Below are 25,090 nucleotides of genomic sequence, written 5' to 3' on the forward strand. Positions count from 1 at the left end.
AGGATCAAACTCTCCAATAAAGAGTATGAGTTAAGCTCATAAAATAAAACGTTGGCTCATGTTCTTCATAAGAAGACATGATAATATTGTTTGTTGACGCTTGTTTGTTTAGTTTTCAAAGAGCAATCGTTTCATTTCATCGCCCGAAGCGACTTCCTTAATATATCATGTTGATTATATATTGTCAACAATATTCGATATAGTTTTTTCATTCCGTCTATAAAACGTGAAATTTCGCCACCCGTTTTTAACGGGAGTTTTTAATATAACATGCCAAAGGTACGTTTTCAATATTTTTTTGACAAACAGGAATACTTAACGATTTTTCCGCGTAAGTATGGACAAGCATATCAAATTTTCATATAAGGGAGTGACCAATCATCGAAGCAATTGCTCTATATCTATCCTTTCTAATGGCCGTATTTTTATTTGGCTACTCTTATATAGAAGGAATCAAATTAATGAACTCAGAAGGGAAAGTATCAGGTGGCACCTTTATTTTCACTGTTACTTCTGCATTTATTTTTTCAGGTTTAACCTATACCTTTATGTAAAACCATCCCAAAGGATGGTTTTACATTTTCCCTGGATATTCGTTATGTATAACTGTAACAAAAAATTTGCGTTTTCTAGATGAGAATAATTCAACACATAATCTCCTTTGCTATCTTCATTATAGCCCCATATAAAAATTCCGTATAAACCAGTGTAGGAGTATTGTTATCTTATTCACCACCTTTCCTCTTAAGTTAATAAGTATAAGAATAAAGGGAAAACAGGGCTTCTTCTTGAATATTCATATTATAAAAGTAAACTTTTAAAATAATATTAAGATTAGGAGGGGGTACGCATGAGCATAACAAATTTTATCGATTCAGAAACTTTAATAAGACTTGGCCTTTCAGCTATCCTTGGTCTTGTCATCGGACTAGAACGTGAACTTAAACGCAAGCCTGTTGGTTTAAAGACCAGTTTAGTCATTAGTATTGTAAGTTGTTTACTTACAATCGTGTCTATTGAATCGGCCTACATGTTTCCTGGAGACGATGATGTCAACATTACAATGGATCCCCTTCGATTAGCAGCCCAAATCGTCTCTGGCATCGGCTTTCTAGGTGCTGGTGTAATTTTAAGAAGAGGGAACGATACGATATCCGGTCTTACAACAGCAGCTTTGATTTGGGGAGCGGCTGGTATCGGCATTGCTGTTGGGGCAGGATTCTACGTCGAGGCTATTACAGGAGTTGTATTACTTATTTTCAGTGTAGAGTTCATGCCATTTTTAATGGGACTAATTGGCCCTAGACAATTACGCGAAAAAGAACTTGCCCTTGAGTTTATGGTTAGAAACAAGAAAGGCATTGCAAGTGTTCTTGAGAACCTAAAAAGTAGCAAAATGTCGATCAAAAAAGTACGAATTAAAGATTTAGAAGAAGGCGATCAACTAGTTCAATTAGTAATAACCGTTAACTTTAGAAGGAGGACAACAGATGTATACGAAGACATCACCTCTTTAAAAGAAGTTAAAAGGGTGAAAATAGAGGAATTATAAGTCAAACTAGTTAATTATGTACCACTCACTAATTAAAATCGACTAAACTGTTAATTGTTTTAATCGTAAAAAAAGAGCTTGCAACTCCGAGATTTTGTCGATATAATTTTTGTAGTGTTACATTACGGGGGATTAGCTCAGCTGGGAGAGCGCTTGCATGGCATGCAAGAGGTCAGGGGTTCGAGCCCCCTATTCTCCATTTAAAACCTTGTCACTTGACAAGGTTTTTTTGTTTTCCTATTTATAAATTAATATAGAACAACCCCTCGCAAAAATTGAGTGAAAAAGAGGTTCTCCGTCAAATGTTGGGGTGATGACTAGTTGTCGTCACCCTAACCAATATGAAGTCCAATTCCTTTATGCTGATGTGACAATAGTATTTTTGCTCGAAAGCGTTCAAAACTTCTGAATCCATAGGCATTTCGCTTGAGTACCTTCGTTGAGTTGTTTATCCCCTCTAAAAAACCATTAGAGTAGTTGTAGACAAAACTATTCAGGATTTCTGTCTGCCAATTCTGGAATGTCCCAATAAGGTTCACCATCTCAGGGATGCCAGAGGATTTTAGTGACTCATAGAAGAGCTTCAGCTCTTCCTTTACCACACTTATTTCATTTGTTCCAATTTCTTTCGCTCTTGAAAACCACTTCCGGTATTCTTCCTTTAGCTCATATGCTTTACTTAGTTCCTCTGACATTACTAAGTATCTTTCTAAATTCCAGCGTTCACCTTTTGTAAGCTGTTCTTACGCCTTATGAAAAACATATCTCATGCGCTTGCACTTCTTACGATCATACGGGTGAAAGTCCTTTTGAACTCTTCTTCTCACTCCATCCAGTGCCCAATAAACATATCGACAAAAATGAAATCGATCGGCAACAATCACCGGTTTACCTAAAGCACTTTGAACGGCAGCTTTAAAGGAATGACTCATATCCATAATGACAACCTGAACTTGATTTCCATGTCTTTGAAGATAATGCTTAATCGTACTCTTGTAACGATTAAGCATTATCTAGTGGTTTTTTGGTAATTCCATCGGCAATAATAAGTTGGTATTTTCCTTCTCTGGTATCCCCCTTATATTCATCAATGGCAATGACTGGAGGCAGTTCTTCTACTGGTTTAACTTCACTTCTAGCTAACTGATCAAACCTCCGGACAATGGTGGTAGCTGACGTTCCATAATTGTCCCCAATCTCTTTAAACGTCTTTCCTTTAATGGCTCTGATACCAACAGCTTGATTCTCAATAGAGGTACGTTGATACCTATTTACAAAAGTATTCTTCTCTGAGAAGCGCTTACCACAATCGCAAACATACCGACGGCGTCTATAAAAAATTTGTGTCTTCCGTTCAAACAACTTCAGGTGTTGAATTTTTTGAATACGGTAATCATGTACACGAGAGGTTCTTGATTGACAGCTGGGACAACGATGGATTTTGCGTTCCATTTCTACGCAAATACGTATAACTCCCCCTACTTCCTCCACTCGCTTAATATCTACTTCTTTTAAACCTGGTAAACTTATGCTAAAATGCATTTACACGCAACTCCATTCATACTTGTTTCTCGACAACTCAAGTATAAAAGAATTGGATGTTTGCGTGTTTTTTTATGCTCTCATAGTTGCATAGGAACCCCAACAAATATTATAGAGCCGAAAAAGAAAACTCTAGGCTTTAGCCTAGAGTTTTCCTTCATTTTAAATTACTTTAGTTTACCTAACTCTTCTTTGATTTCATCGATTGATTTATCGATTTGGTCTCCCCAATGGTCATTAATGGTATTAAATACAAGAGACCCGTCACCATCGATTAAAGCATATCCTCTGTAGGCAACATCTCCATTTTTCATATCCATATGATCAATAAGCTCCAGGTTTTCATCAGATACAAAGGTTACACTTTCACCATAATGTTTTTCCAATTGAGTATAAAGCTTGAGCTGTTGCTCAGGTGTATCCTTACTAATGATGTATACATCCGCATCAATCTCATCCAACCTTGAAAAATTTTCATGCAACTCAACTAGTTGCTGTTGACAAATTCCTCAGGTGTAAGTTGTGATAAAGAAAAATACAGTTGGTTTCCCAGTCGGAAATGATACTTCCTCATTATTTTGATTGAGAAGTGTAATCGGTTCTTTTAGAGCCGACTGTCCACACGCAGACAAGAATAGGACAACAAGTAAAATTGAAAATAAAAATTTCCTCTTCATATGTACCCCTTTTTAAGATGATTTTGAATCTTCCATTGTATAAGTTTAGTATTCCTTGAAATAACCGTCAAGTAAATCGTTATATTAGAACTCAAATGTATTATTCTAAAGAAAAAAACAGACCCACGAATGGGTCTGTTTGTGTTGGTAAATTAGTTTTTGCGAACGTTAGCAGCTTGTGGTCCACGAGCTCCTTGCTCAACGTCGAATGTTACATCTTGGCCTTCTTCAAGAGTTTTGAAGCCTTCGCCTTGGATAGCTGAGAAATGAACGAATACGTCATCTCCACCTTCGCGCTCGATGAAACCGAAACCTTTTTCTGCATTAAACCATTTTACTTTACCGTTTTCCATTTTATGTTGCCTCCTAGTGTGCAATCCACACATTTTATTACTATTCTTGCTCATTGAGTATCCAGGCGAAAACCAAAACTTGTTCTTCCCTTATATACCGAACAAAAATAATTCTTTTACAGAATAACAGATATTGAAAGAATTAGCAAGTCTAACCCAAAGTTTGGTTTTCGACACTGTTTTACAAACGAACAAGAAATATATTTTCTAGCCTTGAGCTTGTCCAGTAGCCTATAATGTATATAACTCAATGAAAGTCATGATTAGTTAGACACATATCGCTCCTTCTAAGCTTCCGGCTATACTATGATTTTTCCCATTCTTGTTACTTCCATTCATTTATTTTTCTTTTTTTCTGGCTATATTGTATAAAAAAGACTGTTGAAGGTGTGGTGTTTTTTTGCGATTTATTTTTCTGATTATAATTGGATTCTTATTATATCAATTTTGGCCCACAGTTGAAGAAAACCTTGGAAGTAGCCTGGGCGATTCAATTAAAAAAGGGTTCCATACGGTAAAAGATCATACAAATTTAAAGGAATTAAATGAAAACCTTACAGAATTAGAGTCAGTACTGATCCCCTCCCCTAAACCCGATGGACAGCAGAATTTAGAGGATGTAGAAGTTGATAAACCAGTCTTAGAAGAACCCACTCACCAAACTTTCTCAATTTCCAATATTGAAATTGGAGACAATAAAAACGAAGTCGAACAAAAAGTCGGTTCTCCAACAAGAATAACGTTAAATGAATATGGAACAAAATGGTTTACTTATCACCAAAATTACCGGAATTTCCTTATGATATCTTATAATCAAGAGGATCAAGTTGCAGGGATCTATACAAACCAAGACTTAATTACTTCTTCCAATGGCATTGCTCATGGAACATCAAAGGAGCTAGTACTTCAAAACCTAGGAGAACCCATTGACAAACTCCAAAAAGGCAATGTTTTCTATCAACTTCAAGATGATCGAGATTACGATTTATTCCTAATGGATGATAGTTATGTTTATATTTTTTATGATAAACATCAAAATAATACAGTAACTGCTATGCAGATTATAAGTGAACAAATGGAACAAAAAAGGGTTGATTTTTATACAAAAGAAAGTGAAGGATTAAAAGAAGGCTTTGAATACCAGATGTTTGACTTAACAAATGCAACTAGAAGAGAGCATGGTTTACCAATCCTTGAATGGGATGAGCGAGTTAAAAAAACCGCCAGAAATCATAGCCTTGATATGGCTGAGAATAATTATTTTAGCCATACAAATCTTGCAGGGCAATCTCCATTCGATCGCATGCTTGAAGATGATATTTTATTTACCGTTGCAGGAGAAAATCTCGCCTATGGGCAAACAAGTAGCATTTTTGCTCACGAGGGACTGATGAACTCTCTAGGTCACCGAGAAAATATCTTAAAACCAGAGTTTAGACAACTAGGTGTTGGAGTGGCTTTTAACGCAACCGCCCAACCATATTACACTCAAAAGTATTATACAAAAAAAATGTAGAGAGCCTCAAAATTCCCATTAGGAAATACCTAAAAACAGCTCGGTTCAAAGGAACCGAGCTGTTTTTAACTTAGGCTCTTTTCTAAACTTTGTTGCTTTTGAACAAAATAAACGTCTAAATTAAGATGAATTTTCAAAAAACAGCTACATTTTATAAGAAAAGAGCTTAGCATCTAATTTTTAACTTACGAAATGGCTACTATATCGTTAAAATCGGCTTTAGGATTTTAACAACAATCTTTACGAAAACAGCCGTAACTTTATATCTATTTGGGGGTTTATAACAAACCCTCTTAGGAAACGTGTGAAGCTTCTTCTTTTTTATTAGTTGCTTCTGACTTATCCTTGGATAGGAACCAGCCAGAAAGAGCAATTCCAACCAGTACTATATAGAAGGTGGCTTTCCAACCTGTTGAATGTGAAAAATCTTCACTAATGATTCCGACTGCCGGATGAGAAAGTGTTAAAACCGCCAGTTTCACACCTACCCAACCTACGATTATAAAGGCTGCCATTTCTAAACCTGGTCGTTTTTCTAACAACTTAACAAATAATCCTGCGGCAAAGCGCATGATAATAACTCCTATCATTCCTCCTGCGAAAATGACAATGAATTTTCCACCATTCATTCCACCAATATTCCCGATCGGCATATTTGGTAGAGTCATAGCTAAAGCAACAGCTGCTAAAATAGAATCGACTGCAAAGGCAATATCCGCTAGTTCTACCTTGAAAACAGTCATCCAAAAACCACTTTTTTTCTTCGGCTTTTTCTCACTTGTTTCAAGACCTTCTTCATCTTCTTCAGCCTTGCCTTTGACCAGTTTTCGGAAAATATGATTGAGCGCCATGAATAATAGATAAAGCGCGCCAATCGCCTGAACTTGCCAGATATCTACTAAGTAAGAAATAATAAAGAGCGAAACAAAACGAAAAACAAAAGCACCAGCTAGTCCATAAAATAACGCCTTTTTTCTTTGTTCTTCAGGCAAATGTCTTACCATGATTGCAAGGACTAATGCGTTATCTGCCGCTAAAAGACCTTCCATCGCAACGAGTACAAGTAGCACCCAGCCATACTCTAGCAATAAGGCTACATCCATAATAATTCCTCCTCATATCGTCGTCGGCGCTATTCGCAAGAAAAAACCCTTACCTATATGTTGGTAAAGGTCTTAAAAAACATTAAAAAGACCCTTACTTTTTAATAGTAAAGGTCTTGCTAACAACAGATTCGTTGCCAATAGAGCCGGAGAATCATGTTCTCGTAATGACGACTAATATTGTACAGCTACTCCCCTTTGAATAGGAAAATATACAATTAATTACTTTCTTAGATTAAGCTAGAATCATTGAATTGTCAATTCCCACATTTACTGATAACTGCGTCTCCGTTTGACGTACCAAATAATAAAAAGGATTGCAATAATAGCAAATACCACATAAAAAGCACTTTTATAGAGTTCAACATATCCAAGGATTTCTTCCCATGATTCACCGAGTACAGCACCTAAACTCACTAAAATCGTATTCCAAACGACTGTTCCCATAGTTGAAAATAAAATAAAGGTCATAAAATTCATTTTTGCCATCCCTGCGGGTATGGAAATAAGGCTACGGACCACAGGAATTAAACGACAAAAGAAGACAGTCCAATTCCCGTATCTTAAAAACCATCCTTCAGCTGAACGTATATCCTTCTTTGAAATACGTAGTAAATGCCCCCACCTTTCAACAAATTTCTCCAGTTGGTCGACATTTATAATTCTACCAATCCAATACAAAATAATTGCTCCAATTACTGATCCAACTGTTGAGGCAACAATTACTCCTACTACAGTCAGAGATGTCCTCGTTGTCATAAACCCACCAAATGGCAAAACGATTTCAGAAGGGATTGGAGGAAAGAGGTTCTCCAAAGCAATGACTGCCATAATCCCAATATAACCAAACTCTTCCATGATTGTAAAAATCCAGTCTTTCATTATTCCCTCCAACTTTTTTAATTACTCAGTTGCTAAAACTTTATTTAAGTGATTTTTTCCTGGTTCCGGCATAAATTAAAAACCTGTCCATTAGAAAGTATATGCCTATGGACAGGGTTTAGTTCTATTATAAATTCTTTTTTCAGTTATACAAATAAAAACCAAGTGCTAGTCTTTGACCTAGATAAAGCACGAGCAGAAATACAAGGATAAAACCTCCCAAGAGCAAGTAATTTTTTTCTTTCTTCGCTTTTACAAGAATCTTTTCAAATAAAGCGATAAGCATTACTCCAAGGAGAGATTTATATATTTAGGATAACACCGATATTAAATAAACCGGAAAGCATACATACACCTGTTGCAATCAATATTATTTTAACGGACTCGTAGAATCCTATAAGGAAGCTTACTATCTTTTCCTTGTTTCTGGTCTGGTGAATATTGATGATTAAGGATAGCACAATTACTCTTCTTGCCGCACGATTAATCTCAATCCCCTGACAAAAATTTCTTTATTTACAACTTCATGTTGTTTCGATAGTAAACGTTCATAACGAGAAAGATGTGCTCTTGTTCTAGCAACTAACTCGTTTGGCGAAAGGAAAATAATTCACCATCTTGACACTTTTCCTCAAAGTCGTATATTCCCCAAACGCTCGCTGAAAAATGCTTTTACAAAGGGTTTATTTACCAGAATCATCGCTGAACAATTAATACTTCATCATGCCCTATCTTTGATTTAATGAATTCTTGGATTTTGTAGGATTTTGTCGAAATATAACAGAGGATAGTTTTGGAGGTAGCATCATTGTCCATCAAAAAGAAACTCCCATTAATCTTTACGATACTGGTATTTTTAATATTGTTAATGAATAATTCACTGCACTTTTTTCGGTCAAAGCAGCAGTTACTCGATTATAACGAAAGTCAGATCAACATGATTACACAGGAAGTTGCTTTCCAAGTGGAAAATGCAAAGAAAGGATCCTTGTATGTGGAAGACCTTATTGGTCGAGAATTGAGGACTGCCTCTATTGCCATTCAAAAATCGCTGCCTGCTAAACATGAAGACGTGACAAATGAACAACTCATTCATTTAGCAAACGAATTAATGCTTTCTCATATTACATTATTAGTTAAAACTGAGGACGATATTGTCGGAGTGAAATCCACAGATCCGCACGAAATTAATATGGGGACTAAAGGTTGGGGATATTGGTACGATGCCTTTGAACAATTGCTCGCATTAACCCCGGTGAATGTTGAAAAGGGGCTAACACTGCCACATTATTGGTCTGGACCAATCGAGGTTGCTTCTAGCAATCCTGATCATGTCGATAAATGGGGATATTATTATGATGGTTCAACCAATTACATCATCGACCCTTATTATCGTGATAATGCAGTCCTTGAATATGAACAAAACTTCGGACCAGGAAAAATTATGACTCGATTTACAGAAGAACTGGAAGGAATCTTGGAGTTAACGGTCTTTAACCCTGAACGCTTTGGCGATGAAAAAGAAGTCGTTCACTTAAATGGAAATAGTTATACTCGTCTCTCAGCGGAACCAATTTGGTACGGGAGTTATAATTATCATAACGAACAAATAGACGTTGGTTTAATTAAAACCGCTGCTAAAAGTGGTGAGACTCAAAGCTATCGAACGACCTTGGACGGCAAGGATATTCAGAAAACATTTGTGCCTATTCAAGGAAACCACGAACCATTTGTGATTGGTTTAGTATATGACTATGGACTGATTCAAACACAGTTAAACGAAGAATTAAAAGAGCATATTCTCCTGTCCTTTATTTTTATGATATTTGTCTTAATCATAAGTTTCATCTTTTCACGCTCGATTACAAAACCAGTAGAATATGTTGTCGAACGAGTAAATGAAATTGCCAAAGGAGACTTCGGAAAAACATTAAAAGCAGACCGAAAAGATGAATTAGGTATTCTTGCCAAAAACGTAAACGCTTTGTCCATCAGCTTGAAAACTTACGTTGAAAATTTAAAAAAGAGCAACGAGGTCATTGAGTTTCAAGCTTTACATGACCCACTTACGAATCTACCCAACAGGAGATATTTTCAGGAAGAATTAACAAAACGAATCGAACATTCAAAACGTACTGGGGAGAATGTGACCATCTTATTTATTGATTTAGACCGCTTTAAGCACCTTAATGATAGCTTAGGTCATACAAAAGGGGATGAGTTGCTTAAACTTACTGCTAATCGATTAAAAGAAGCACTCGTCACCACTAAGCATTTTATAACCCGCCAAGGCGGCGATGAATTTATCATTCTCATCGAAAAAGTAAACAAAGTCGAAAGTAAATTACTTGCTGAAAAGATTATTCTTGAACTAAACAAACCCTTCTATTTAAATGAAAAGAAGATTTATTTGAATGCAAGTTGCGGAATCAGTATTTATCCTGAACATCATACAGAAATTGAAAACCTGATTGCATCTTCTGACATGGCCATGTATTCAGCAAAGAAGGATGGCGGCAACAAGGTCGTTATGTTTAATGATCAGATTTCCACTCAAGGAAAACAACGGCCACTTATTGAAACGAAATTAAGAAGGGCTTTAGAAGAAAACAAAATATCAGTCTATTATCAACCTAAGTTTGATACTAACAGTGGTAAAATTACAGGTATGGAAGCACTATGCAGGTGGAAGGATGACGAACTCGGTTGGGTCTCACCAGACCTTTTTATTCCAATTGCTGAAGAGACGGGACTAATCCAGCCCTTGTGGGAACAAATAATGGTAGCAGCTTGCTCGCAGTTGAGTCAATGGAATAAAGGGAGAAATTCGCCTTTAACCCTAGCCATTAATTTCTCAGCACGGCAATTTCAAGAGCCTGAGCAGCTGGTAAGACAAATTCGTCGGTACCTGACTAAATACCAAATAGCTCCTGAGCTATTTGAAATCGAGATTACCGAGAGTACACTTTTAAATCATACTCACCGGACCATCTCTACCTTACATTCTCTAAAAGAAATTGGAATCCATATTTCCATTGATGATTTTGGGACAGGTTTTTCCTCACTAAGCTATTTGAAAAAGCTTCCCATCGATTGCTTAAAGATTGATAAAAGTTTTATCCAAGATATCAACCCCGATTTCAGCAATTCAGAAATTGCAGAAACGATTATTAACTTGGCTCGCAGTTTACGCCTTCATGTTATAGCCGAAGGCGTCGAACTAGAACATCAACGAGACTTTTTACAATCTAAAAATTGTACACTCATGCAAGGATATTTCTTTAGTAAACCATTGTCAGCTGAAGAGTTTTATGAACTCATCCAAAAATAACAAGTGGAGCCTAGCATAAGGCTCCATTTTTGTGTTAAATTATGGTTAGAAAATTCTAAAAATAAGAGGTGTTAATATGGAGCATGATTTCCGCTTCTCCCATAAATTAAAAGTTCGTTACTCCGAGATAGATGGGCAAAAGATTGTGTTCAATGCACATTATTTAACTTATCTTGATATTGCGATTGCCGAGTACTTTGTAGAAGGTCTCCAGTTAGATTTGTTAACCTTAGCTGAGGATGGGACCTTTGATTTTGTTGTCGCCAAATCAACATTAGAATATAAAAATTCGGCCCGCTTAAACGATTGGCTAAACATTTGGTGCCGCACAAAAAAAATTGGCAATACTAGTATGACAATGGAGTTTATGATTACCAGAGAAGGAGAAACAGAACCACTTATCTTAGCTGAGATCATTTATGTAAGCATTAATCCCATCACACACGAAAAACAAGCAGTTCCTTCTTTAGTAAAACAACGCATTGAAAGTTTTGAAAAAGGCTGTCTCTATAAAAGATAGTTGTTAAAATTCTAAAGCTGGCCTTAACATAATAGTGTCCATTTCGCTTTTTAAAATTAGGTTTACAAGTTCATTATTTATAAAATGAAGCTGTTTTTTGTATAACCTTGCTTATTCAGACGTATTTTTGGATCAGACAGCAAAAAAGTTTCAGAAAAGGGCCTTTTTAAAAAAATCTCACTGGATTACCCAATCATAATGTGTAAAACACCGGACCTGTTGCTCACAAGCTAGACTACATAGTAATAACTTCCTCCAAACTCGGAAACACAAAAAAAACCGTTACCCTTAATAAAAAGGTAACGGTTTTTTCTATCCTAACTACATCGATTTTCCTTTTGGAGAAGTAACTGTAAGTTGTGCAGCACGTTTTTTATTAGTCGCAATGATATAAATAGCCACAATCCAAATCGCTGCAACAATAAAGCTTCCCAGGTTAAATAGTCCTTTATCTGCATACCATACAATCGAATATCCGAGACCACCTAGGAGTAATGCGTAATAAACAAATGGGAATAAGGTCTTTCTTATAACATCCCCTTCTTTCCCTAATAATCCTACTACAGCAGACGCGGCAACAACGTTATGCACACAAATCATGTTTCCTGCTGCACCACCAACCGCTTGCAAAGCAACAATCCAAGTAGGATCTACACCAATTTGGTTTCCGACATCATATTGGAACAAAGAGAACATCATATTACTAACAGTATTACTTCCGGCAATAAATGCACCAAGTCCACCAATAAAGGTAGCAAAGATTGGCCAGAACTCACCAGCTAATGCAACGACACCATTTGCAAGTTCAATTGGCATGCGCTCATAGCCAGCTGCTCCTCCACCGGAATTTAAGAATACTTGAACCATTGGAACAGTGAAAATTAATGCCGTTGAGGCTGCGACCGCCGTTTTCAAAGAATCTGTGAAGGCAGACTTGTAAGCACTTCCATTCATTCCGTGAATAAAGAACGTAATCAATGAAACTAAGATAAAAATGGTACCCGGTGAAAAAAGCGGTTGAAAACTTGCCGTAATTCCAGAACCAAACATATCTTCCGCCGCTAGTGTCCAAGATTTTAGCCAATCAACAACTGGTAGTGCCTCTAACCTTGATATAACTAAGAACACAGCAACTAAAATATACGGTGTCCAAGCACGTACCATACTCATGCTTCCACTCTTGTGAGCAATATCTTGAATTTCAATCTTCCCAGTCCATTCTGGATCCCATTTAGATTTCTCTTCAAAGTCCCAAGTTTCTTCTTTAGGAGGCATGAGAAATCCTCTTTTAGCAGCAAAAATAACAATCGCTAATCCTACTAATCCACCGATCATCGATGGAAATTCTGGCCCAAGGAAGTTTGCAACGAGCACATAAGGAATCGTCATCGCAAAGGCTGAAAATAACGCGAACTTCCAAATCTTTAAGCCTTCGGTAAACGACTTGTTTTTCCCAAAAAATCTTGTCATCAAGGCAACAACAAATAACGGAATGAGTGCCCCAGCTACCATATGTAAAATGGCAACTTTTCCGGCAATAACTGTTACCAATTGATAAAAATCATTTGTAATCGTTGGATCAGCTGATAACCCCGTTCCGACACCGACCACCATAGGTGTTCCAACAGCACCAAAAGAAACAGGTGTACTCTGGATAACCATACCAGCAACAACCGCCGCCATTGCAGGAAAACCTAAACCAACCATTAACGGTACAGCAACTGCCGCCGGTGTACCAAACCCTGCCGAGCCTTCAATAAAAGACCCAAACAGCCAAGCAACAATTATAACTTGAACTCTACGGTCTTCCGTAATATCCGTAAAGCCATTGCGGATGGTTTTTAAGCCTCCGCTATACTGAAGCGTATTTAATAATAAAATTGCTCCAAAAATAATGTAAAGAAGTGTTCCAGCCGTCACAAGACCATTAATCGAAGCGGCAGCCACATTAACCCCTGGAACTTTCCATACAAAGAGTGCTAACCCAATCGCAACTAAATACGAGATTGGCATAGCCTTACTGGCTGGCATTCTCATTACAACAAGAAAGATTGCAACAGCTAAAATTGGTAAAAGAGATAAAAATGCTAATAAACCTGTACTCACCATATAACCCCCTTTTTGTTTACGCTTACATAGGAAGATAAAAAAATAGTTTGTTATATAACTATATAAATTTGTTGTATAACAACAACTATAGGATAATTATACTAAAAATTCTGTTTCTTTCAACAACTTTTATTTTATTTTTGAGAAAATAGAGAAAATTTACTACTAGTTCCACCGATAATGAGTTGTTGATTACTTATTTGAGGTATTAAAAGTTCTAAAAAACTAGTTGGAAATCTTATAGCACATACGAAACAGAAAAACTTATCTTTACCTTTCAATAAAAAAACTCTTTTTCCAGCATGGAAAAAGAGCCTTTTGCGAGATAACTATTAAATTTAATTAGATACACGACTTTTGGCAGAAACAAAAGTATTTCGGAGATTCCCAATTTCTTTGATTTCACATTCGATCACATCTCCAGCTTTCACCATTTCTGCACCAAGCGGGCTACCTGTTAAAATAACATCCCCTGGTTTTAGCGTCAGCACATTGGACAAATAAGAAACCATCTTCCTTAACGTAACAATCATTAACTCCGTAGAACTGTTTTGCTTTTCCTCTCCATTTAATCGAGCTTCAACCTTAACCAAAGCGGGATCCAACTCTGTTTCAATTACTGGACCAAGAGGGGTAAATGTATCAAAGGATTTACCGATTGTCCAGTGGCCATCTTCACGGAAGAATTGTGGTGCAGTCACATCGTTACCAACTGTATAGCCAAAAATATAATCGAGTACATCTTCCTCTGAGATATTTTTCGCTTCTTTTCCAATTACCACTGCCAACTCGGATTCAAATTTAACTTCGTCGATTCCTTCTGGAATGATAATTTCATCTTCTGGTCCAATTACAGAAGAAGTAGGTTTAAAGAAGAATACTGGAATTGCTGGAAGTTCGCTAGGTAGTTCTTCTTTCTTAGCCACATAGTTTGCTCCAATTCCAATAATTTGATTTGGAACAAGCGGAGCCAAAAGCTTTACCTCTCCAATTGAGAATACATTTCCTGTATATGTCCAACTAGTAAAGACATCTCCTTTTACCTCTCGAATGGTCTCCCCTTCTAAAACACCAGTATAAGACTCAGAACCAACCTGAAACCTCGTAAACTTCATAATTCCTACCTCCAATATAGTTATCGATCCATTCCTATGAAATATGTAGAAAACCATCCTACTAGGCAACATTAAATAATGCCTAGTAGAATGGATGTGTACATTAATTTTTTGCCATTATTTTTGCTTTTGCTTCTTGGCGACGACGGTGAAGAATTGGCTCGGTGTATCCATTTGGCTGTTCTAAACCTTTAAAGACAAGGTCACACGCTGCTTGGAATGCAACTGAACCATCGTAATCAACTGCCATTGGGCGGTAAGCTGGGTCACCAGCATTTTGTTCATCTACTACTTTCGCCATCCGCTTCAATGTTTCCATTACTTGTTCTTGTGTGCAGATTCCATGACGTAGCCAGTTCGCCATATGCTGACTAGAAATTCTCAATGTTGCGCGGTCTTCCATCAATCCAATGTTATTGATATCTAGAACCTTTGAACAACCTACACCAAGTTCTACCCAACGAACAACATAGCCAAGAATTCCTTGAGCATTGTTATCTAGTTCTTCCTGGATTTCTTCAGGAGTCCAGTTTGGATTTTCAGCTACTGGAATTTGTAAAATCTCATCCCGTAAATCCTTAACCCCTTGTTTTAATTCTTCTTGTACAGATTGCACATTTACCTGATGGTAATGTAACGCGTGTAGCGTTGCACCTGTTGGTGAAGGAACCCAAGCTGTGTTAGCACCAGCTTTTGGATGACCAACCTTTTGTTGAATCATATCAGCCATCATATCTGGCATTGCCCACATCCCTTTACCAATTTGAGCTTTTCCTTGGAATCCTACTGAAAGTCCAGTGAATACATTGGAATTTTCATACCCTTGTAACCATGTAGAGGATTTCATATCGCCTTTACGAATCATTGGACCTGCTTCCATTGATGTATGCATTTCATCCCCTGTACGGTCAAGGAATCCAGTATTAATAAAGACAATGCGGTCTTTAACTTCTTTAATACAATTCTTTAAGTTAAGTGATGTACGACGTTCTTCATCCATTACACCAATTTTCAATGTATGGCGTTCGACACCGATTAAATCTTCAATACGATCAAATAGTTCGTTGGCAAAAGCAACTTCTTTAGAACCATGCATCTTAGGCTTTACAATGTAAATGGATCCCTTCAAGGAATTTTGATACTTTCCATTTCCTAAAACAGTGTGTTTTCCAATTAAACTAGTAAATACACCATCAAGAATACCCTCAGGAATTTCTTCGCCGTTCTCGTCAAGCACTACATTTGTTGTCATAAGGTGTCCTACGTTTCGAATAAACAATGTTGAACGACCTCTTAACGAAACTTCTTCACCAGAGTTAGAAGTATAGATTCTGTCAGGGTTTAAAGCACGAGTCATTGTTTTTCCATCCTTCTGGAAGGAAGAAGTCAAATCCCCTTTCATTAACCCAAGCCAGTTACGGTAAATGAGTGTTTTATCTTCAGCATCAACAGCTGCAACAGAATCCTCACAATCTATGATTGTTGTAACAGCCGCTTCTAAAAGAATATCTTTCACACCTGCTTTATCTGTTTTTCCAACAGAATGATCACGGTCAATTTGGATTTCAAAGTGAAGTCCGTTATTTTTAATTAAGACTGCAGTAGGGTTTTCTGCGTTCCCTTGGAATCCAATAAATTTGCCTTCATCTGCTAAGCCCGTTTTGTTTCCATTTTCAAGTGTAACAACAAGGGCACCATTTTCTACTGCATATTGTGTAGCGTCTTTATGAGTTCCTTCTTTTAGTGGAGATGCCTGATCAAGAAAGTTCTTTCCAAATTGAATGACCTTGTCACCACGAACTGGATTATAGCCTTTGCCTTTTTCCGCACCGTCTTCCTCACTGATGGCATCTGTTCCATAGAGAGCATCGTATAAACTTCCCCAACGTGCGTTTCCGGCATTCAATGCATATCGAGCATTGTCTCCTGGTACAACTAGCTGTGGGCCCGCTTGAATTGCAATTTCATCATCTACATTTTGTGTTTCAATTTGATAGTCTTCGACAACCGGCTCTAAGTAACCAATTTCTGTTAAGAAAGCTTTATAACTATCAAAATCAAAATCTTTGCTATTTTCTTGATGCCATAAATCAATTTTGGCTTGGATTTCGTCACGAACAGCAAGTAGTTCTTTATTTTTTGGAGCCAAATCTTTTACAAGCTGGCCAAAGCCTTGCCAAAATTCCTCGCCATCCACTTGGCTACCAGGAATTACATCTGAATTAACAAAATCATAGAGTTCTTTAGCTACTTGAAGATTACCAACTTTTACATATTCTGTCATTTGTCTATTTCCTCCATTTCTTTGTCTCATAGGGACATCATATCATTATTTTTAATCCGCTTACAAAGCGTTTTCACAATATTTTAAAATCCGTCTCATACTATGAATTTGCTGCTGCCTTCATTTCCTTCTTAACTTCAACACAGCGACTTGGTGAAGGGAAGAGCTTCCCAGCATTTAGTAGATTCTTAGGATTAAAGACTTCTCTTACATCTGTTTGAGCTGCGATTTCTTCCTCTGTAAAAACAAAACGCATTTCTTCTCGTTTCTCAATTCCAACACCATGCTCTCCAGTAATTGTACCTCCAACATCCGCACAGACCTTCAAACAAGCACTCCCTGCTTCTAATGCTTTTTCTATTTGCCCTGGAATCCGAGCATCGAATAAAACAAGTGGATGAAGATTTCCATCCCCCGCATGGAAGATATTCGCTATTCTTAATCCTGTTTCTTCACTAATTTGATTGATCCTTTCTAAAACAACAGGAAGTTTACTTCGTGGAATAACTCCATCCTGTACTAAGTAGTCTGGAGAAATGGCTCCCATTGCACCGAAACCTGTCTTTCGATTCGCCCACCAGCGCCCTCTTTCTGCCTCATCCTGGGCAACTTTTACTTCACGAACATTGCGGTTACGGCATACTTTTAAAATTTCATCAATTTGTTCATCAATCCCTGCTGAAATTCCATCCACTTCAATTAATAAAACCGCCTCAATGTCCTTAGGATGTCCAACTGGGAAAGCTGCTGCTTCAACTCCTTCAATAGCAGTTTTATCCATCATTTCTAATGCAGCAGGGACAATACCCGAAGAAATGATATCAGAAACAGCTTGACTACCGTCTGCGACATTGTCAAAATACGCAAGCACCGTTTGCTTATCTTCCGGATTCTTTAGGATTCGTACCGTAATCTTGGTAACAATGCCTAGCGTCCCTTCAGATCCAGTCAATAAGCCTAGTAAATCATACCCTGGTACATCCGCAATTCCTTCTTTACCGATGTCAATAATCTCTCCATTCGGCATGACAACTTCCAGGCCGAGAATATGGTTAGTTGTTACCCCATATTTAAGACAGTGGGCCCCACCGGCGTTTTCCGCAACATTCCCCCCAATCGTACAGCAATATTGGCTAGAAGGATCGGGTGCATAGTAATAGCCTTTATCCGAAATGGAATTTGTTAATTTTAAATTTACAAAGCCTGGCTCAACAACAGCACGACGATTTTCCATATCAACACTTAAAAGACGTTTCATTTTCACTAAAGAGATAATCACTTCATCATTTAACGGAATTGCTCCACCACTTAAGCCTGTTCCAGCACCACGTGCTAGGAAAGGGAGATCATTTTCATCGCAATATTTTACGACATTAGCTACTTCTTCCGTATTCTTAGGAAACACAACGGCCTTAGGTAGGTGTTTATGAATAGTAAAACCGTCACAGTCATAAGCCACTAAATCTTCTTTTAGGTATAGGATGGAATTAGCTCCTCCTACCAAAGCAGCAAGTTGTCTAATATGGGGATCGTTTGTCTTAATGGTTTTTTTTCCGGCCATATTAATCCTCCTTTCCATCCTCTTTTTGGTAGGCCCAGTCAAGCAATTGAACGGTATGGACAATTTGCTGATTCCGTCCATATTTTTGTACCCCGATAGCCATCTGAAGCATGCAACCCGGATTTCCCATCGAAATCATCTCAACATCATCCGGAACATTCTGCATTTTATTCTCTAGTACCTCTCCAGCCATTTCTGGGTTGGTAATATTATAAATACCTGCACTTCCACAGCAACGGTCTGAATTTGGCATATGAACCATTTCTACACCTGGGATGTTTAGAAGTAAGTCACGTGGTTCTTGACGAATCCCTTGGCCATGCGCAAGGTGACAGGCGTCATGATAAGTAATTCGCTTATTTAGCTCAGCCTTTGGCTTTTCATACCCTGTATCATGTAAATGTTTAGAAATATCCTCTACCTTATTTGAGAATTCCTCGGCTTTTGCATGCCACTCTGGATCATCTGGGAATAATTCCGGATATTCCTTCAGCATACAGCCACAACCTGCAGCATTAACAATAACTTTATCTGCATCTTTAAACGCTTCAATATTTTCCTTTGCTAGCTTTCTTCCCATGTCCCGATCACCAGCATGAACATGTAGCGCTCCACAACAGCCTTGATTTTGTGGAATCGTTACATCATTTCCATTACGCGTTAACACATTAATAGTTGCTTCATTAATGTCACTGAACATTACATCCATAATACAACCTGTTAAAAAGGCCACTTCGCGTTTTGTTTCTCCCTTTGCTTTGATTACCTTTTCATTTTTATATTTTTCCCTAACAGGTTGCTTAATTTCAGGCATAATCGATTCCATCTCAACAAGATGGTCAGGCATAATATTGATTAAACCTGTTTTCCGAACCGCCGTTTGCATTCCGCTCTTTTGATAAAACTTTAGCAATCCTCCCAATTTATTTAAGCGCGTTTGTTTCGGGAAAACTCCTTTTAAGAAAAACTTACTTACAGCCCCTTGCCACCCTGTTAGTGGCATCGCTTGACGAACTTGGCCACGCGCTTCTTCAATTAAACCACCCACATCCACATCCGCCGGACAAGCAGTTGTACATGCGCGGCAATCAAGACAAGCGAAGACAGGATCGGAGAAAAACTCGTTTAGTCCTATTTTTCCTTCAGCCACTGACTTAATTAAGTGGACCCTTCCTCTAGGAGAATGCTGTTCCTGGCCAGTTATTTCGTAAGTAGGACATGATTCGAGACACATCCCACAGTGAACACAATCAGCCCATTTATTTTCATCCGGATGATCTTTCGAGAAGTAATTGCTTAAACTGTTGGTTGTACAAGCCGGATCCTGACTTAAGTCCATTTCTCTTAAACTCAATTTAAATCCCTCCCACAAAACGATTTGGATTCATGATTCGATTCGGGTCCATCTTTGCCTTTATCCCTTCAAGAAGTGGATAATAGGAAGGCTTATCCCCCCAAATATCTACAGTTTCGGCTAAAGACCCTGGCAGATAGCGAACGATTCCATATCCATTCAAGGTTTTCGCATATTCCCTTAACCGAGTGATTGTTTGAACAACATCTTCCTTTGAGCCCCGAATCATCACCTGACAAATACCTGTTCCTAAACCACCGTGGGCTTCTACGGTAACAGCCTGACCATCGGACAACAGCTGTGACTCCCGAATGACTTTAACAACATCTAAGTTGACAACCCCAATTTTCATTGAGACAGCCTTTTCGCTGTCAGCATCCTTTTGCTTTGAATCGTTTCCATTTGGCAAGGTTGTATAAACTTTCTTCCAGAACTGTTTAGCTCCCTCTTCAGAAACAATTTCAAGTTCCGCTTCAGTTGGACAAAGTTTTTGAATCAACTCTTCTTGGTAGCGAACGGAGCTTTCTACATCCTCCAAACTTATCGCCAGAGTATAAACATTTTTATCTAGTAATCTCGCACTAATACCTGGATTAAATAATTCAAGTGAAACTGGTTCCATCATGGAATCAAGGAGTTTAATAGCAAATGATCGAACTTCTTCAAGGTTCCCACTAGGAAATGATAATATCAGTAAGCTTTCACTTTTTTGGACTGGTCTAAGCTTCAAAGTGATTTCCGATAAAACCCCAAGTGTGCCCATAGAACCAATAAACAGTTTATTCATATCATAGCCCGCGACGTTTTTAACAACTCTTCCTCCAGATCGAATGATTCTCCCATCCGGATAAACGGTTCTAATTCCTATGACAGAGTCACGTGCTGTTCCATAGCCTAATCGTTTCGGGCCACTATCATTTGCAGCAATCACTCCACCGATTGTGGCGTGTTCCGGCCAAGATGGGTCCAAGGCTACTCTTTGATTATGCTGTGCCAAGTATTCCTGTAACTCTTCGTACCTTGTACCTGCCTTTACCGTAACTGTCATATCCCCAACTGTGTGTTCCACAATTCCGGTATACTCAGATAAACACAACTTTAAATCCACTGTTTCATTTGGGAAACCTAAACTACTTTTAGTTCCGCCGCCGAGGACTTGCACCTTTCGTTTATTCTCGTTGCAGTACTTTAACACCTCAGAGATTTCACTCTCAGTTTGTGGATAAACTGTTACTTGCTGATCACTCGTTTCCACCTTTAGATTTGGTAAAAACGTTTTCATTTCTCCCAATAGTTCTGTTGTTACCACACGAACACCCCCTAAGTCCTTGATGGTCCTATGCTCTTTCTAGGACACTGCTCTGCAATAATGATTCGACAAATGTTAAGTGATTCAACATTTCTTGGCGAGCTTTAGATGGATTTTGCTCTTTAATTGCTTGTAGGATCTGTTCATGCTGTTGGTCGATCTTTTCAATTAGTTCCTGATCCTTCTCAATCTGCTTATAAAACTCAATCATGACCTTTTTCATAGCTGTTGAAATAAATTCAATCAATTGGAGTAGAATTTCATTTTCAGCTGCCTTGGCAATCGCTAAATGGAAACTATAATCAGATCCCCAACCTGACTCATTTTGATCAGAAAGAATTCTTTCCATTTCACTGACCATTTCCTTAGTTCGATTAACTGAAGCCATTTCGACCATCCCTGTTTCCAGCATTTTTCGCACTTGAAACAGTTCATGAATATCTTTTAGGCTTGGCAACATGATTTGGCTCTTAAATAAACTAGAAGAGTCAAAGCCGCGAATGAAAGTTCCTTCACCGTGTTTCACCTCTACTGTTCCCTTGCCCTTAAGCGTTGTGATCGCGTCACGGACAGCCGAACGGCCAACCCCAAATAAGTCACAAAGTTCTCGAACAGATGGCAATTTCTCACCGATTGTGAACTCACCTGAGTCAATCATCTTTTCAATAAGCTCTACTACGTGGTCAGAAACTTTTCTATTTGGAATTTTCCCTATATTCAAGCGACTTTTCACCTGCCTTTTCAGATATCACATATCTGATAAGTGTTATCCTAATCACTATTTAAACATCCTAATTAGGAAATTTCAACAAATATTTAAAATAAATAAAAAAATCTAAATATTAACTCGGGTGCTAAACTAGTAAACACAAGCAAAAAGAAGGAAGTTTAGCAAGCAGTTTGATAAAATATTTATGAATACTCATCAAGTAAGGAGGATTATAGAATGTTTGATATTGCGATTATTGGAGCCGGGCCTGCAGGAGCAAGTGCTGCTATTTTTACGGCAAAGGCTGGTAAGAAAACACTACTAATTGATAGTGATAAGAGCATGACCAAAAGAGCTTGGATTGAAAATCATTATGGTGTGAGTGAAATTAGTGGGCCAGATCTAGTTGAAACAGGTAAAAAGCAAGCAACAAAATTGGGTGCAGAGGTTGTCCTGACAGAGGTAACAAATATCACCAAAAACGAAGACGGCTTTGAAATTGAAACCGATGGGACCCAATTCCAGGCAAAGCAAATCATTTTAGCCTCCGGTGTTTCCGTTGCACTCGCTGAGAAAATTGGTGTAAATACAAAAGAAGGAACAGAGCCAAGAATCAAAACAGTCCTCGATGTTGATACTGATGGGAAAACAAATGTTGAAGGAATATGGGCAGCTGGTACTTGCGCAGGTGTTAGTGTACATACAATCATTACAGCTGGTGACGGTGCTAAAGTAGCGATCAACCTTTTAAGTGAACTGAATGGTGAGCGATACGTTGACCACGATATTTTAAAATAAAGTGAAACAGCGCAGGAATTGCATCCTGCGCTGTTTTTTTATATAGAATTACTTCGCAAATTTATGATTTCCAATTGTAATTGTCTCTTGACGTGTTGTGATCCAATCACTTTTCGCTGTTTTGGGATTATAGAAGAATAAAGACCCGTTTCCCTGCCCCTGAAAAGCGATTGCCTCATTTACCGCTTTTTTCGACTCTGCATCAGCATTGTTCTTAATTTCACCATTTTGAACAGGGGTAAACGCGTAGTGTCCATTTGCTACTTCATTAACAACTCCGCTCACAGTATTTGGAAAATCAGGGCTAACCACTCTATTTAAAATAACGGTTGCGACCGCTACTTTCCCTGCATAAGGCTCTCCTTTTGCCTCAGCATGGACAAGACGGGCCATTAAGTCTTTCTCAGCTTCTGTAATTTTTGATTGCGGAATGGCAAACCTCTGTCCTGGATAAATGACGTTCGATGATAGTTTATTAGCTGTTTTTAGTTGTTGTATGTTTACACCGTATTTCACTGCAATTTTCCAAAGAGTATCACCAGTTTTAACCGTATGTTGTGTTGCTGCGGCTGCGTTTGGTAAAAATGCTGTTAGTGTAAGCGAGGCTGTCATTGCCATAGCTAGTCCAATTTTTTTCAATTTTTTCATCTTTGATGTACCTCCTAGTTTTCTCGTTTCTCTCTACTAGTAGGCTATCAGTTGTAACATAGTGATTCACTACCCAAAAAGTGGAACCTGCTGCTAGTTTGCTAGATTGCCCGTTATTATTGACCCTGTTCCTTTTTATGAAAAATTTTCCACCAGTTCCTAACAACCATTTTTTGTAGTTTTAGGAATTACATGGTTCAATTATTACATCCTGTTATTAGATTGAAAATCTACGAAAGAACAGAAATGATTTCCGGTTTAACAAAAAATCTTATTATGATATAATATTATTGTTATAAAAACAACTTGGAGATGTACCCAAGTGGTTATAAGGGGGCGCACTCGAAATGCGCTAGGACGGGCAACCGTTGCGTGAGTTCGAATCTCATCATCTCCTCTATAAACTGTTCAAGCGCCCAGCGACTCACTTTAGTTGCAGGCGCTTGAATCATTCTTGAGGATTAAACAGTCTTCAAGCAGATACTAGATAACTATCATAAGCATAAAAAAAGGACAGCTCCGTAAACGATCGCAAACATTAAAAATGTAATCAAAATGACCTTCAAATTGTATGGTAATTTGGAGGTCTATTTTTGTTGTTACAAAGGGATTTTGATCACTATTTTAAATAAACAGAAAAATTCCGGTTAAATTGGGGAAATACCCATATTTCCTTGAAAATTAGAGGAGTTTTTCCGGTTATATTAGCCAAGTCTTTGGATTTTAGTATTCATTAGAGTAGTTAATCGGAATAACTCCGCCTATATCCCTCTTCTTAAGCCCCCTATAATACAATAGCAGGAGATTCTCCGCCTATGAGTTCTCATACCTACACAAAAATCGCAATCTGCAATTAAAAGCAAAATAGCAAGGGGAAGAACCCTCTTGCTATTTCTAATGTTATTTAATTTCTCTAGCCTTACAAATTGCCCTACAGTTTATAGTGCATCTTGGTTTCCATTTTCATGTAAAAATTGACGTTGTACGCTAGAGAACAGGAGCCGTATTATACAGCTGCCCTTTTTATTTGTCTATCTTCCTAAGAAGGAATTTAACATCCAAACATGTTTTTCCAGAGTAGAATGAATTGATAATAACAGATCTCCTGTTGTCTCATCCCCAGCTTCTTCAGCAAGGCTCATTCCCTTTTTCAATTCTGTGATAATCTTAGTGAAATCCTCTACAATAGAATGAACCATTTCACTAGCATTCTCGCCGCCAACAGCTTCGTTTACGGATGACAACGCTAAACACTCCTTCATTGTAGCCACTGGCTTATCACCAAGAGCTAAAAGGCGTTCTGCCAACTCATCAATATGAAGCGCTGCTTCATTATAGAATTCTTCGAATTTGGCATGCAAAGTAAAAAATTCAGGGCCCGTTACATACCAGTGATAATTATGTAATTTAGTGAAAAGAACACTCCAGTTTGCAATTTGCTGATTTACGGCCAAGGTTAATTCTGTCGTCAAATTCATTTCCTCCTATATTAATATTTTCCTATTAATTATATAACTAAAACTACTGAATTTCCCCGTTCCTAATTATTGTTCACACATCGTTCATTTTACCCGCAGAAATATGGATAGTGATAATTTTGAACTCTATCGACATATAATGATTAAGAAACCTCCTTTCTGATGCTCTGTTACATTGATAAGGGGAATATGAAGTGTTTGGGCTTTATTAATGAGTACTTACACAAGTAGAAATTATGTTTGGACTAG

19 protein-coding genes, 2 tRNA genes and 1 pseudogene are annotated in these 25,090 nt (G+C 37.9%); 7 read left to right on the forward strand and 15 right to left on the reverse strand.

Going from position 1 to position 25,090, the window contains the following annotated elements:
* Positions 1-850: 850 nt before the first annotated feature.
* Positions 851-1,552 carry an MgtC/SapB family protein gene (locus M3182_RS22245; protein ID WP_251432038.1) on the forward strand — a complete coding sequence of 234 codons (702 nt, stop codon included), beginning with the start codon at positions 851-853 and terminating at the stop codon, positions 1,550-1,552.
* Positions 1,553-1,678: 126 nt separating this feature from the next.
* Positions 1,679-1,751, forward strand: a tRNA-Ala gene (locus M3182_RS22250).
* Between the two features lie 133 nt (positions 1,752-1,884).
* Here the strand turns inward: M3182_RS22250 and M3182_RS22255 are convergent.
* The 4 genes and pseudogenes from M3182_RS22255 to M3182_RS22270 all read right to left on the reverse strand — a co-directional run bounded on the left by M3182_RS22255 (position 1,885) and on the right by M3182_RS22270 (position 4,124).
* Positions 1,885-3,094: pseudogene (locus M3182_RS22255) on the reverse strand (ISL3 family transposase).
* A 167-nt stretch (positions 3,095-3,261) separates the two neighbouring features.
* Entirely contained in the window at positions 3,262-3,600 is a 339-nt protein-coding gene (locus M3182_RS22260) for a redoxin domain-containing protein (protein WP_349775473.1), read from the reverse strand.
* A 3-nt stretch (positions 3,601-3,603) separates the two neighbouring features.
* Positions 3,604-3,771: a hypothetical protein gene (locus M3182_RS22265; protein WP_251432044.1), complete on the reverse strand. Its 168-nt coding sequence runs from the start codon at positions 3,769-3,771 to the stop codon at positions 3,604-3,606.
* Between the two features lie 152 nt (positions 3,772-3,923).
* On the reverse strand, positions 3,924-4,124 hold the full coding sequence (locus M3182_RS22270) for a cold-shock protein (protein ID WP_090742793.1): 201 nt from the start codon (positions 4,122-4,124) through the stop codon (positions 3,924-3,926).
* Positions 4,125-4,524: 400 nt separating this feature from the next.
* On the opposite strand from M3182_RS22270, the gene M3182_RS22275 reads away from it, so the two are divergent.
* Positions 4,525-5,640 carry a CAP domain-containing protein gene (locus tag M3182_RS22275; protein WP_251432047.1) on the forward strand — a complete coding sequence of 372 codons (1,116 nt, stop codon included), beginning with the start codon at positions 4,525-4,527 and terminating at the stop codon, positions 5,638-5,640.
* A 293-nt stretch (positions 5,641-5,933) separates the two neighbouring features.
* Here the strand turns inward: M3182_RS22275 and M3182_RS22280 are convergent, their stop codons facing one another.
* Both M3182_RS22280 and M3182_RS22285 read right to left on the reverse strand, forming a co-directional pair.
* The gene (locus M3182_RS22280) at positions 5,934-6,743 is read right to left on the reverse strand and encodes a TerC family protein (protein WP_251432049.1); all 810 of its coding nucleotides are present in this window, start codon (positions 6,741-6,743) and stop codon (positions 5,934-5,936) included.
* Positions 6,744-7,013: 270 nt separating this feature from the next.
* Entirely contained in the window at positions 7,014-7,625 is a 612-nt protein-coding gene (locus tag M3182_RS22285) for a DedA family protein (protein WP_251560200.1), read from the reverse strand.
* 808 nt (positions 7,626-8,433) lie between these two features.
* On the opposite strand from M3182_RS22285, the gene M3182_RS22290 reads away from it, so the two are divergent.
* Entirely contained in the window at positions 8,434-10,956 is a 2,523-nt protein-coding gene (locus M3182_RS22290) for a GGDEF domain-containing phosphodiesterase (protein WP_251560202.1), read from the forward strand.
* 76 nt (positions 10,957-11,032) lie between these two features.
* Positions 11,033-11,476 (forward strand): acyl-CoA thioesterase, encoded by a 444-nt coding sequence (locus M3182_RS22295; RefSeq protein ID WP_251560204.1) that lies wholly within the window; start codon positions 11,033-11,035, stop codon positions 11,474-11,476.
* A gap of 321 nt (positions 11,477-11,797) precedes the next feature.
* Here M3182_RS22295 and M3182_RS22300 read toward each other — a convergent pair whose 3' ends face one another.
* The 7 genes from M3182_RS22300 to M3182_RS22330 all read right to left on the reverse strand — a co-directional run bounded on the left by M3182_RS22300 (position 11,798) and on the right by M3182_RS22330 (position 21,929).
* Positions 11,798-13,582, reverse strand: a complete 1,785-nt coding sequence (locus tag M3182_RS22300; RefSeq protein ID WP_251432060.1) for an L-lactate permease — start codon at positions 13,580-13,582, stop codon at positions 11,798-11,800.
* 341 nt (positions 13,583-13,923) lie between these two features.
* Positions 13,924-14,700, reverse strand: a complete 777-nt coding sequence (locus M3182_RS22305; protein WP_251432063.1) for a fumarylacetoacetate hydrolase family protein — start codon at positions 14,698-14,700, stop codon at positions 13,924-13,926.
* A 103-nt stretch (positions 14,701-14,803) separates the two neighbouring features.
* Positions 14,804-16,984: a malate synthase G gene (locus tag M3182_RS22310; RefSeq protein ID WP_251560206.1), complete on the reverse strand. Its 2,181-nt coding sequence runs from the start codon at positions 16,982-16,984 to the stop codon at positions 14,804-14,806.
* A 100-nt stretch (positions 16,985-17,084) separates the two neighbouring features.
* Positions 17,085-18,545 (reverse strand): FAD-binding oxidoreductase, encoded by a 1,461-nt coding sequence (locus M3182_RS22315; protein ID WP_251560208.1) that lies wholly within the window; start codon positions 18,543-18,545, stop codon positions 17,085-17,087.
* A 1-nt stretch (position 18,546) separates the two neighbouring features.
* A complete protein-coding gene (locus M3182_RS22320) occupies positions 18,547-19,899 on the reverse strand; it encodes a (Fe-S)-binding protein (protein ID WP_251432072.1) in 1,353 nt (450 codons plus the stop codon).
* Position 19,900: 1 nt separating this feature from the next.
* The gene (locus tag M3182_RS22325; protein ID WP_251560210.1) at positions 19,901-21,208 is read right to left on the reverse strand and encodes an FAD-binding oxidoreductase; all 1,308 of its coding nucleotides are present in this window, start codon (positions 21,206-21,208) and stop codon (positions 19,901-19,903) included.
* 28 nt (positions 21,209-21,236) lie between these two features.
* A complete protein-coding gene (locus tag M3182_RS22330) occupies positions 21,237-21,929 on the reverse strand; it encodes a FadR/GntR family transcriptional regulator (protein ID WP_251432079.1) in 693 nt (230 codons plus the stop codon).
* Positions 21,930-22,154: 225 nt separating this feature from the next.
* Between M3182_RS22330 and M3182_RS22335 the strand changes: the two genes are divergently transcribed.
* Complete coding sequence (locus M3182_RS22335) at positions 22,155-22,715, forward strand: FAD-dependent oxidoreductase (RefSeq protein WP_251560212.1); 561 nt, start codon at positions 22,155-22,157, stop codon at positions 22,713-22,715.
* Between the two features lie 48 nt (positions 22,716-22,763).
* Here the strand turns inward: M3182_RS22335 and M3182_RS22340 are convergent, their stop codons facing one another.
* The gene (locus tag M3182_RS22340; protein ID WP_251560214.1) at positions 22,764-23,363 is read right to left on the reverse strand and encodes a cell wall hydrolase; all 600 of its coding nucleotides are present in this window, start codon (positions 23,361-23,363) and stop codon (positions 22,764-22,766) included.
* A gap of 308 nt (positions 23,364-23,671) precedes the next feature.
* Here M3182_RS22340 and M3182_RS22345 point away from each other — a divergent pair.
* Positions 23,672-23,760: transfer RNA gene (locus M3182_RS22345), tRNA-Ser, on the forward strand.
* A gap of 634 nt (positions 23,761-24,394) precedes the next feature.
* On the opposite strand, the gene M3182_RS22350 is transcribed toward M3182_RS22345, so the two are convergent.
* Positions 24,395-24,841, reverse strand: coding sequence for a Dps family protein (locus M3182_RS22350; protein WP_251560216.1), 447 nt, complete (start codon positions 24,839-24,841; stop codon positions 24,395-24,397).
* Positions 24,842-25,090 lie beyond the last annotated feature (249 nt).

It is taken from the genome of Mesobacillus maritimus (assembly GCF_023715205.1).
GTDB classification, from domain to species: Bacteria; Bacillota; Bacilli; order Bacillales; family Cytobacillaceae; genus Mesobacillus_B; species Mesobacillus_B maritimus_C.

What these genes read in the sequence shown, in the direction of transcription:
- M3182_RS22245 (WP_251432038.1), top strand. Translation starts at nt 851, where the DNA reads ATGAGCATAACAAATTTTATCGATTCAGAAACTTTAATAAGACTTGGC.
- M3182_RS22265 (WP_251432044.1), bottom strand. Translation starts at nt 3,771, where the DNA reads ATGAAGAGGAAATTTTTATTTTCAATTTTACTTGTTGTCCTATTCTTG.
- M3182_RS22270 (WP_090742793.1), bottom strand. Translation starts at nt 4,124, where the DNA reads ATGGAAAACGGTAAAGTAAAATGGTTTAATGCAGAAAAAGGTTTCGGT.
- M3182_RS22280 (WP_251432049.1), bottom strand. Translation starts at nt 6,743, where the DNA reads ATGGATGTAGCCTTATTGCTAGAGTATGGCTGGGTGCTACTTGTACTC.
- M3182_RS22285 (WP_251560200.1), bottom strand. Translation starts at nt 7,625, where the DNA reads ATGAAAGACTGGATTTTTACAATCATGGAAGAGTTTGGTTATATTGGG.
- M3182_RS22295 (WP_251560204.1), top strand. Translation starts at nt 11,033, where the DNA reads ATGGAGCATGATTTCCGCTTCTCCCATAAATTAAAAGTTCGTTACTCC.
- M3182_RS22305 (WP_251432063.1), bottom strand. Translation starts at nt 14,700, where the DNA reads ATGAAGTTTACGAGGTTTCAGGTTGGTTCTGAGTCTTATACTGGTGTT.
- M3182_RS22310 (WP_251560206.1), bottom strand. Translation starts at nt 16,984, where the DNA reads ATGACAGAATATGTAAAAGTTGGTAATCTTCAAGTAGCTAAAGAACTC.
- M3182_RS22315 (WP_251560208.1), bottom strand. Translation starts at nt 18,545, where the DNA reads ATGGCCGGAAAAAAAACCATTAAGACAAACGATCCCCATATTAGACAA.
- M3182_RS22335 (WP_251560212.1), top strand. Translation starts at nt 22,155, where the DNA reads ATGTTTGATATTGCGATTATTGGAGCCGGGCCTGCAGGAGCAAGTGCT.
- M3182_RS22340 (WP_251560214.1), bottom strand. Translation starts at nt 23,363, where the DNA reads ATGAAAAAATTGAAAAAAATTGGACTAGCTATGGCAATGACAGCCTCG.
- M3182_RS22350 (WP_251560216.1), bottom strand. Translation starts at nt 24,841, where the DNA reads ATGAATTTGACGACAGAATTAACCTTGGCCGTAAATCAGCAAATTGCA.